This is a genomic window from Stutzerimonas degradans, from assembly GCF_024448505.1.
Lineage (GTDB): Bacteria > Pseudomonadota > Gammaproteobacteria > Pseudomonadales > Pseudomonadaceae > Stutzerimonas > Stutzerimonas degradans.
Genome location: NZ_JAMOHV010000002.1, coordinates 101,492 through 111,040, shown reverse-complemented (window position 1 = coordinate 111,040; position 9,549 = coordinate 101,492). Strand labels below are relative to the sequence as shown.

9 protein-coding genes are annotated in these 9,549 nt (G+C 63.8%); 1 reads left to right on the top strand and 8 read right to left on the bottom strand.

Translation table 11 applies throughout. The annotated features are described in order from the left end of the window. Positions 1-3 precede the first annotated feature (3 nt). The 3 genes from NAV27_RS03290 to NAV27_RS03280 are packed head-to-tail and all read right to left on the bottom strand — an operon-like array spanning position 4 to position 4,340. Positions 4-1,038 carry a FecCD family ABC transporter permease gene (locus NAV27_RS03290; protein WP_305128114.1) on the bottom strand — a complete coding sequence of 345 codons (1,035 nt, stop codon included), beginning with the start codon at positions 1,036-1,038 and terminating at the stop codon, positions 4-6. A gap of 54 nt (positions 1,039-1,092) precedes the next feature. Then, a complete protein-coding gene (locus NAV27_RS03285; protein ID WP_102827321.1) occupies positions 1,093-3,060 on the bottom strand; it encodes a TonB-dependent receptor domain-containing protein in 1,968 nt (655 codons plus the stop codon). A 44-nt stretch (positions 3,061-3,104) separates the two neighbouring features. Further along, positions 3,105-4,340 (bottom strand): MFS transporter, encoded by a 1,236-nt coding sequence (locus tag NAV27_RS03280; RefSeq protein WP_102827320.1) that lies wholly within the window; start codon positions 4,338-4,340, stop codon positions 3,105-3,107. Positions 4,341-4,559: 219 nt separating this feature from the next. On the opposite strand from NAV27_RS03280, the gene NAV27_RS03275 reads away from it, so the two are divergent. After that, positions 4,560-5,513, top strand: a complete 954-nt coding sequence (locus NAV27_RS03275; protein WP_102827319.1) for a class I SAM-dependent methyltransferase — start codon at positions 4,560-4,562, stop codon at positions 5,511-5,513. On the opposite strand, the gene NAV27_RS03270 is transcribed toward NAV27_RS03275, so the two are convergent. The 5 genes from NAV27_RS03270 to NAV27_RS03250 form a co-directional block, all read right to left on the bottom strand. Next, complete coding sequence (locus tag NAV27_RS03270) at positions 5,510-5,962, bottom strand: DUF305 domain-containing protein (protein WP_102827318.1); 453 nt, start codon at positions 5,960-5,962, stop codon at positions 5,510-5,512. The two genes, NAV27_RS03275 and NAV27_RS03270, sit on opposite strands and share 4 nt — an antisense overlap. 32 nt (positions 5,963-5,994) lie before the next feature. Beyond that, entirely contained in the window at positions 5,995-6,531 is a 537-nt protein-coding gene (gene rloA3 / locus NAV27_RS03265; RefSeq protein ID WP_102827317.1) for a retropepsin-like aspartic peptidase RloA3, read from the bottom strand. Positions 6,532-6,589: 58 nt separating this feature from the next. After that, positions 6,590-7,249, bottom strand: coding sequence for a TetR/AcrR family transcriptional regulator (locus tag NAV27_RS03260; protein ID WP_102827316.1), 660 nt, complete (start codon positions 7,247-7,249; stop codon positions 6,590-6,592). A 392-nt stretch (positions 7,250-7,641) separates the two neighbouring features. Next, on the bottom strand, positions 7,642-8,856 hold the full coding sequence (locus tag NAV27_RS03255) for a hypothetical protein (protein WP_102827315.1): 1,215 nt from the start codon (positions 8,854-8,856) through the stop codon (positions 7,642-7,644). 42 nt (positions 8,857-8,898) lie between these two features. Then, positions 8,899-9,378, bottom strand: coding sequence for a curli production assembly protein CsgB (locus NAV27_RS03250; RefSeq protein WP_102827314.1), 480 nt, complete (start codon positions 9,376-9,378; stop codon positions 8,899-8,901). Between the last annotated feature and the right edge of the window lie 171 nt (positions 9,379-9,549).

Sequence of the window (9,549 nt, the reverse complement as noted above, 5' to 3'; positions counted from 1 at the left end):
CGGCTACCTCACCGTCAGCAGGGAACGGAAGCCGCCGCGCAGCACGATGGCGATCAGCGCCGGCGCGCCGAGGGCCGCCAGCAACGTGCCGACCGGCAGTTCGTAAGGCTGCAGCAGCCAGCGCGCCAGCACATCGGCGGCGAGCAGGAAGAGCATGCCGAACAGCGTGGAGAACAGCAGCTGGCGCAACAGCGCCACCGGTTCGAGCAGTCGCGCGCAATAGGCGGCGAGAAAACCGACGAAACCCACCGGACCGGCCAGGGAGATGGCACAGGCGGTGAGCAGGGTGGACGCCGCCAGCACGCCGAGACGCACCCAGCTGGTGTGGATGCCCAGCGCACGCGCCTGGCTGTCGCCCATTTGCATCAGCGTCAGCTGCCGGCACAGCAGCGCCGCGAGGATCAGCCCGAGCACGGCGAGCGGGGCGACGGTGGCGAGCGCGTCGAGGTGCGAGGCGGACAGCGAACCGAGGTTCCAGAAGCGGAACTGTTCGAGCGCCACGCGGGTGGACAGCAGCAGGTAGTTCGCCATCCCGCCGAAGATGGCGCCCAGCGCCACGCCGGCGAGAATCAGCTTGAGCGGGCTGGCCTGGCCGAGCATCAGGCCGACGCCGAGCACGACGAGATTGCCCAGCAGCGCGCCGAGTCCGGACCAGAGCAGATAGCCCTGGGTCGACTCGACGCCGAAATAGATCAGGCCGATCACCAGCCCGAGTACCGCACCGGCATTCACGCCGAGCAGGCCGGGTTCGGCCAGCGGGTTGCGCGTCGCGCTCTGCAGCAGCGAGGCGGCGATCGCCAGGCTGGCGCCCACTACCAGCGCGGCGAAGGTGCGCGGCAGACGCAGGGTATCGACCACCATCGCCAGCTTGTCGTCTGCCAGATACTCGGGCGCACCGAGCAGGTAGCCGAGTACCGCGTCGGCGCCATACACGCCGGCACCGGTGGCCAGCGACAGGGCCAGCAACACCAGCAGAAGGCCAGCCCCGGCAACGAGGGTGGCCTTCTGGAATACCGGCATCGTCGAATCAGTTCGCATGGTGCATCGCTATTGGCTCCGGTAGCCCGGCGTCGCCGCCGGGCCGGGGATGGGTCAGATGTCGTAGTTGAACCCGACGAACAAGGTGCGGCCCATGAGGATGTTGTCGACCGACTGGGCGACGTTGTCGCGTTTTTCGTTGGTCAGGTTGTTAAGCCCGCCGTTGAGTGTCAGGTGGTTTGTCGCTTGATAGCGGGCGCCGAAGTTCAATGTGTGGAAGGCGCCACTTTCCTGACTGCCGCTGGCAGGAGTGCTTAGCCATTGGCTACCGACGTACTGATAATCGAGGTTCAACGCGAGCGCCGGCAGTGCTTGCCAGTCAAGGCCGAGGCTGGCCAAGTGCTGCGGGGTATTGTTGAGCGGAGTTTCTGCTTCGCGATCCTCGGCATCGGAGTAGGTGTAGTTACCGCGTAGACCGAGTACATCGTTTAAGGCATAGCGACCCTGCAGCTCGTAACCTCGTATACGAGCCTTACTGATGTTCGTGTAGGTCATCACCGGCGGTCGATAGCCCGCGCGCCAACGGTCACTGATGATCATGTCATCGATTTCAGTCTGGAAGAGCGTGATGCCTGCCTCCAGCCGTTCGTTTTGATAAAGCGTACCTATCTCGTAGCTAACAGCTGTTTCGGGCTTCAGTTCTGCATTGCCCTTGACTCGGCAACCGCCTTGGCATGCTGCAATGCTATAGGTCTCGTCAGATTGGTAAATCGCCGGGGCTTTGAACGATTTACCGACGCCCCCCTTGATCACCCAGTTGTCGGTCAGGTTGTAGACGCCGTACGCACGGGGACTGAACTCACTGCCGAAAACTTCGTGGTGGTCCCAGCGTCCGCCTAGCGTCACATCCAGTTGCCCAAGGGAGAATTCATCCTGTAGATAGAGCGCGTATTGATCGACGTTGGTCTCGGTTCCCAGGTTCTGGTTATGGCTGAATTCGGTACGCCGACGCTCTGCTCCTACCGTTACTAATTGATTGGCTACGACACCGCTGAGCTGGCCGTCGACGGTGTGATTCTGCTGTTCGGCTTGGCCGACGATGCCATTGTTGAAGCGAGTCATAAGCGCCGAGGCATCAGCAAGTTCGACATCTTCGTAGTAATAGCGTACTCGGCTATTGAAGCTGTCCCAGCGACCGGTGTGGCTCAGGCCGAAACTGGTGCGCTCCATTTCCTGATCGTTCTGGATAACGCCATATCTCGCGCTTGGATACCAGTTCGCCACGCGATCATCCTGGCGGTGGGTTATGTCGAGGTCGATCGTTTGGCGCTCGTCAAGTAACCAACTCAGCGAGCCATACGCGCTGGCGTCCTGCCGGTGCTCAGCAGCGTCTGCGCCGCGTGCGACAGTTTGATCGGATCGCCAGGCAGCTTTATCGGTGCCTTCCACGATCAGATTGCCCAGCAGTTTGTCTTCGATCAGTGCACCGCTGATGTATCCACTCGTTTTGTGGCTGTCTCCACCGTCGCCTTCGGTTGGGGTCTCGTAGGAGTACGCCACCCCGCCCCGCGTCTGGTTGCCTGCCTGGCGAAGAATCACGTTGACTACCCCGCCGATAGCATCAGCGCCGTACAGGGAGGACATCGGCCCACGGATCACCTCGATGCGCTCGATGGCGGCCATCGGGATCGACGACAGATCGAAGTCATTGGCGTACTCGGAGGTCAGCACGTCACGCGAGTTGATGCGCCGGCCGTTGACCAGCAGCAGGGTGTAGTCCGAATCCATGCCACGCAGCTTGATTTCCTTGCGGCCGTAGGTGGAGGACGGGTTGATGTGCACGCCCGGCAGGTACTTGACCGCATCGGCCAGGTTGTAGACCGGCAGCTTGTCCAGCTCCTCGCGGGTGACCACCGAGACGCTGGCCGGTGCGCTGAGTTCGCTGTGGGCGGTCTGGGTGGCGGTGATGACTTCGTTCTTCAGGGTGACCGGGGTATCAGCCAGCGCTGCCAGCGGCAGCAGGCTGCCGAGCAGGGTCAGAGAAAGATGACGGGGGCGGCTGATTCTTCGTACAAGCTGCATGTGCAGGCTCCGTTGCCAAGTAGTTGTTGTACAGCGCGGACTGATCACGATTCCCCGGCAGGTTGGGTCCTGCCTTCTTGTGTGGTGCTGGCGTCTGAGCGTGCGTGAATCGCACGCAGCAGCACCAGCACGCCGATGCCGGCGGCGGTTCCGGCGCCGGCATAGAGCCAGGCCAGGTCGTCGAAGCCGACCAGACGGCGGACGGCGTCCTCGGTGAGGTAGGCCGCGGAGAACAGGCTGCCGAGGCCGGCAGCGATATTCGATACGGTGCTCTGCAGCGCCATGAAGGCGGCGCGCTGCTCGGGCTGCGGAATGGCCGCGGCGATGGTCAGCGTGCTGCTGCTGCGCACCGCGCCGAGCGCCATGAACAGCGTGAACACCAGGTACAGCGATAGCCCGAGTGGCAGCGCGAAACCGAGCAGGGTGATGGCGGCCAGGCAGCCACTGCTGAGCAGCACCACCGTTACGGCACCGCCACGGTCGATCAGCACGCCGCCCAGGTGCATCGCCGCCAGGCTGGCGAGGCCGCCGCACAGATAGAGCAGGCCGATGTGCTGGCGCGGAAAATCCAGGTTGAACTGGAAGTAGTTGGAGAAGTGCGGCACCAGCAGGAAGTGGCCGAACATCTGCAGCGCCACGATCAACAGCGCGCCCTGGCACAGCGGGGCGCGCAGCAGCGGCCACAGACGCGTCGCGCTGCGGGCGTGGGTCGGCGGTGTGGGGAACAGTCGCAGGCAGAGCAATGCGAGCAGCACGCCGGCACCGCCGAACAGCACAAAAGGCGTCTGCCAGCCGCCGCGCGCGGCGAGCTCCAGCGCCAGCGGCGTGACCACGATGGCCGCCAGTGAATAGCCCATGGCGACGTAGGCGAGCTTGCGGCCACGTTCGGCGGGCGGAATCAGGTCGAGCATCGCGGCCATCAACACCGCGCCCATGGGGCCGGCAACCAGGCCGGACAGCACGAACAGCACGATCAGCTGCTGCGGCCCGCTGGCCAGCGCGCAAGCCAGCAGCAGGGCGAAACGCAGTGCCAGCAGGCCGATCAGCGCGCGCTTGCGCTCCAGGCGATCGAGCCAGGCGGCGCTCAGCGCCGCGCTCAGCGCCGCGGCAAGCGTGGCGCCACCGGCGAGGTAGCCGACGTGGCTGGCCTGCATGCCCAGCGCCCGCACGAAATCCGGACCGAGCGGCATGACCATCATCAGGCTGCCGATCGACAGCATGTTGATCAGCATGGCCAGGTGAACGGCGGCTTTCGATTGTCGATCAGCGTCCATCTGCATCGCACTCGGGTGGCTAGGGCGGCAGCATGGTAGGCAATCTCAAACGCTATTTCAAATACTAATCGTTCTCATCTTTGCGGCAAATTGCCATCGCCCGATGTGCCGTCCGATGTGCGCATTCCTGCTGGCGCTCGGTGAACGCGGTGTGGCGACCGCACGTGCCGGCTGTTGTGAGGGCGGTAGAATGCCGCGCGACAATGCCTTCACCGCGGAGAATCCATGCACGCCGACGCGCTCGCCACCCTGCAAAAGCTGCTGTTAGACGGTCTCGACCCGGCGCCGGAGGAAACGCGCCGGCTGTTTCATGGCCGCGGGCGTTGCTGGCCGGGCCTCGAACACATCACGGTCGACTGGCTGCAGGGCATGCTGCTGGTGGCGTTGTTCCGCGCGCCGGAGGTTGCGCAGCTGGACGCGCTGAAGCAGCTACTGCGTGCGTTGGGGCAAACGCCGGCATGGCAACGCAGCCAGGCGCAATCGCTGTTGCTGCAGCACCGCTACCTGCCGGACAGCCCCACCGAGGCGTTGCTGGGCGAGCTGCCGGCCGAGTGGCTGATCCGCGAAAACGGTCTGCGTTACAAGCTGGATCTGGGCCGCAAGCAGAACAATGGGCTGTTTCTCGACATGCGTTACGGTCGCCGCTGGGTGCAGGAGAACGCGCGCGCGCGGCGCGTGCTGAACCTGTTCGCCTACACCTGCGGCTTTTCCGTCGCGGCAATCGCCGGTGGTGCGCAGCACGTGGTCAACCTGGACATGGCCAGCGCGGCGCTGACCCGCGGCCGCGAAAATCACCGCCTGAACGGACACGACCTGTCCCGGGTGAGCTTCCTGGGTCACGAACTGTTCAAGTCCTGGGGCAAGGTGAGGAAGCTCGGGCCGTATGACCTGATCATCATCGACCCGCCGTCGTTTCAGAAGGGCAGCTTCGTCCTGAGTACCGATTACCGGAAGATACTGCGGCGCCTGCCGGAACTGCTCGACGCGCACGGTGAGGTGCTCGCCTGCATCAACGATCCGGACATTGGCCCGGACTTTCTCATTGAGGAGATGGCTGCCGAGGCGCCGCAACTGCGCTTCGTGCGGCGGCTGGAGAACCCGCCGGAGTTCGCCGACGTCGATCCGGACGCCGGGCTGAAGACACTGCTCTTTGCCCGGCAGGAACAGACAGAACGCTAACGTCGTGCTTCCAGTTCTTCTATCAGCCCCTTCATCTCATCGATCTCGCGGCGCTGCGCCTCGATGATGCTGTCCGCCAGTTTGCGTACGCGCGGGTCACGGATATCGGCACGTTCGCTGGTAAGGATGGCGATGGAGTGGTGGGGAATCATGGCCTTCATCCAAGACACCTGATCCACCGTGGCCTGGCTGCGCACCAGCCATAGCGACACGGCAAAGATCAGCAGGCTGCTCGCGTAGATAGCCAGGTTCACCCCTCGTCGCGGATACATCTTGGGCATGAAAGCGAGCATGACGATCGCCATGCTCGCGCCCATCACCAGCGCCATATAAGCGCGTGTTTCGCTGAAGAACACGTGGTCGAGCTGGTAGGTGTTGAGGTACATCAGGCCGAACATGACCAGTGTGGAGGTTGCGATCATCGCGCCGAACTTCGCATAGTTCTGCATCGGTAGGCTCCCGGATGGCGGTTTCGACAGGATCAGCCGTCGGTCTTCGAAACGGAACAGTCCGGCTCGGCGGTGAAGGTGCGTGAGGCATCTACCGGACCCAGCTTCTCCAGCGTGCGGCGGCCGAGCAGTACCGGATAGAGCATGTCGTCGCGGTCGTTGAGCGAGAATTCCTCCTCGTAGACCTGCTTGCCCAGGCACACCTTCATCTTGACCACCGGGCGATCCTCCTTGCCGGCCGCACCGCGCACGGTCAGCTCGCGCTCGATCTTGCGTTCGACGCGGCTATCGACCCGCTTATCGGTGTTGATGTCCTCCAGATCGAGATCGAAGCGCACCCACTTTTCGCCGTCCTTCTCGAAGCGATCGATGTTTTCGGCGTGCATCGAGGAGGTCAGCGCGCCGGTATCGAGCTTGAATTTCACCGCGACGCCTTCGGGCAGGATCAGGCCTTTCTCGACCCAGCCCAGCACCGGGCGTGAATCGGCGAGCGCGGTGGCGCTGAACCAGACGAGGAGCGAGGCGAGCCCGCAGAGCAGGCGGCGCGAAGGGGGTTGATGCAAGGGCATACGGTTTCCTCGACGAACGACGGACGTGGAAAAGTAGAGTCGTCGAGGTCGTGATTGTTCAGTCGGTCGTCGCAGCCGGCGGGGTGAGGCCGCAGCCCTTGAGAATGATCCGGATGAGGTTGTCGGTAGCCACGGCGAAGTCCTGGCGCGTCATGCGCTTGCCGCCGATGCGGCGAATCTGGTCGGAGAAATCGGCGTAGTGTTGCGTGCTGCTCCAGATCAGGAAGATCAGGTGCATGGGGTCCACCGGGTCCATCTTGCCGGCGGCGATCCACGCCTCGAACACGGCCGTGCGACCGCGGAACCAGTCGCGATAGTCCTGGCCGAAATGCTCGGCGAGACACTCCGAGCCGCTGATGACCTCCATCGCGAAGATCTTCGAGGCCTGCGGATGGCGCCGGGAGAATTCCATCTTCATGCGGATGTAGTTGGCCAGGGCGGTCGCCGGATCATCCTCGGCGCGCATGTCGTCGAACGCGGTGTCCCACAGTTCGAGAATGTGGCGCATCACCTCGACGTACAGCCCGAGCTTGCTGCTGAAGTAATAGTGCAGATTGGCCTTGGGCAGCCCGGCGCGGGTGGCGATGGCGTTCATGCTGGTGCCCTTGAAGCCGTAGCGGGCGAACTCGGCCGCGGCGGCGGCGAGGATGGTTTCCTCGTTCTTCTGGCGGATGCGACCGGCGGGTTTGCCGGGTACGGGGGTGTCTTGCTCGTTCATGGTTCTGGCTCGCGTAGGTGGCGCATCCGGCGGACTTGGCTTGACGCCGACGGCATGGATTCTGCCCGAGTTGGCCGTTCGGCGCAGCCGTTGCGCTTGTTGCGAGCCGCGGCCATTCCTGTGGCGCCATGCGCAAGCCTGCAACGACGAGCCGTGACGAGTCAGCGCGAAGACAGTGGAGGCGGGTCGGGTGGCCCTACCGGCTCTACCTGAGGGCCGGAGTCGAGGAGCCGAAGCGAATCGGCCGCGACCATCTGGCTCGATGGCGGGGCGATCCGGCCGTGCAACGTGGGACGACGCGAACATCGGCGCGCGTGGTGCCGGGCACGCCGGCGGCCCGTACAAACGCAACTGCCGGCCCGAAGGCCGGCAGTTGGATAACGCCGGTGCACTCAGTTCTGGGTGACCGTGGCGCTGTTGTTCCAGCCGTTCTGATTGATGTAGGCCGCGTTGCCGTAGCCGCTCTGCGTGGCCACCGCGCTGTTGTCCCAGCCGGTCTGGTTGACGCTGGCCAGGTGCGCCGCACCGGTCTGGGTCAGGCTGGCTTCGTTGGCGACGCCGTTCTGCTGGATGCCGGCGAGGTTGTCACGACCATCCTGCGCAACGTCGACGCTGTTGCCGATGCCAACGCTCAGGCCGACGATCTGGTTGTCGGTGCCGTCCTGAACCGCGGTCAGCTCGTTGCCCGTGCCGTTCTGGCCGAAGTACAGCTCGTTGCCGCGGCCCTGCTGATCGACATCGGCACTGTTGAACGCGCCGACCTGGGTGGTCTTGGCGGTCTGGTTGCGGCCGTCCTGGAACACGTCGGCGCTGTTGCCGGTGCCGAACTGCTCGGTGGTTGCGGTGTTGTTGCCGCCCATCCAGCCGTTGGTCTGCTCGATGCGCGAGTCGTTGGCCACGCCGTACTGCAGGACGAAGGCGTTCTGCGCGTTGCCGTCCTGATCCACGTCGACGTTGTTGCCGATCCCGTTGGAGTAGACGTACGCCTCTTGGTTGAGACCGGTCTGGGCGACCTGCGCGTCATTGCCGACGCCGACCTGTTCGACTTCCGCGATCGACCCGGAGCTGACCAGCTGGGTAATGCGTGCGTCGTTGTTGTCGCCGTCCTGGTCGATGGTTGCCTTGTCGAAGGAGCTGGCCACCTGGGTGATGCTGGCTTCGTTCAGATCGCCGAGCTGGTTGGTGCTCGCGTCGCTGTGAAAGGCTGCGGACTGGCTGGTGTCCGCGCTGTTGTAGGAGCCGTTCTGAGTCTGCGTGATGGTGGTATGCAGCGTGCCGTTCTGCGTGACGGTGGCGGTATTGTCCCAGCCACGCTGATTCTGCGTGGAAGTGCTGTCGACGGCGAAGCTCTGCTGGGCGTCGGCATCGTTGAAGTTGCCGAACTGGTTCTGCTCGGCGGTGCTGCCGAACGAGCTGAGCTGTTCGATTGCCGCGTCGTTGGCGAAGCCGCCCTGATTCTGCTCGGCGAAGTTACCGGAACCGCCGCTCTGCAGGACTTCAGCGACGTTGTCGATGCCGATCTGGTTCTGCTCGGAGGTGTTGTTGGCGGCCAGGACCGGGGCAGAGGCAACCAGCATGGCGGCTACGAGGGGGGTGAACTTAAACATATTTGTCTCTCCATGGATGTTTTAAGTACTGCGGTACTTCCTTCACCGGTACTGGCGAACCACTACCGTCAGACCCTGACCCATCTGGTTGACGCTGCTGCTCAACCCTGAGCCAGTCTGTTCGATGAGCGCGCTGTTGCTGGCGCCCTGCTGTGCGATGGCGGCGACGTTGCCGGAACCGTCCTGATCGATACGGGCCTGGTTGAAGTCGCCCGACTGCATGATCAACGCTGCGTTGTCGGTTCCGATCTGGTTGATGTCGGCGGTATTGGCGTAGCCGGCCTGGAGGATGTAGGCCTCCAGCTCCGAGCCGCTCTGGGCGATGTTGCCGACCAGTGCCGAGCCTGATTGCTGGATTGAAGCCAGCGCGGCCTGGTTGGCGGCGGCGGTCGAGGTGAGGCTGTCCGATTGCCAGGCCAGTTCGTTTGGAGCCAGGTCTTGATCGGCATGGCTGGCAGCGGCGGCCAGTGTCAGCAGTACGGACAGCAGGAGCTGTTGGGCAATCCTTTGCGTGGTTTGCATCGCTTCGTCCCTGGTCAATTGGCACTGGAATCATCTTGGTTGCGGATCGGCGCAGGCGAAATCCATCCAATGATTGAAAATGCATCGTTCCGGTGCATGCGGTGTTGCGGCTGTGCCGAGGCCGTGTGGCGGCGAATGGGTGCGGTCTGGCGGCAAGAGCTGCGACCGATC

Coding starts and splice junctions, on each gene's coding strand:
- NAV27_RS03290 (WP_305128114.1), bottom strand. CDS start 1,038: ATGCGAACTGATTCGACGATGCCGGTATTCCAGAAGGCCACCCTCGTT.
- NAV27_RS03285 (WP_102827321.1), bottom strand. CDS start 3,060: ATGCAGCTTGTACGAAGAATCAGCCGCCCCCGTCATCTTTCTCTGACC.
- NAV27_RS03280 (WP_102827320.1), bottom strand. CDS start 4,340: ATGCAGATGGACGCTGATCGACAATCGAAAGCCGCCGTTCACCTGGCC.
- NAV27_RS03275 (WP_102827319.1), top strand. CDS start 4,560: ATGCACGCCGACGCGCTCGCCACCCTGCAAAAGCTGCTGTTAGACGGT.
- NAV27_RS03270 (WP_102827318.1), bottom strand. CDS start 5,962: ATGCAGAACTATGCGAAGTTCGGCGCGATGATCGCAACCTCCACACTG.
- rloA3 (WP_102827317.1), bottom strand. CDS start 6,531: ATGCCCTTGCATCAACCCCCTTCGCGCCGCCTGCTCTGCGGGCTCGCC.
- NAV27_RS03260 (WP_102827316.1), bottom strand. CDS start 7,249: ATGAACGAGCAAGACACCCCCGTACCCGGCAAACCCGCCGGTCGCATC.
- NAV27_RS03255 (WP_102827315.1), bottom strand. CDS start 8,856: ATGTTTAAGTTCACCCCCCTCGTAGCCGCCATGCTGGTTGCCTCTGCC.
- NAV27_RS03250 (WP_102827314.1), bottom strand. CDS start 9,378: ATGCAAACCACGCAAAGGATTGCCCAACAGCTCCTGCTGTCCGTACTG.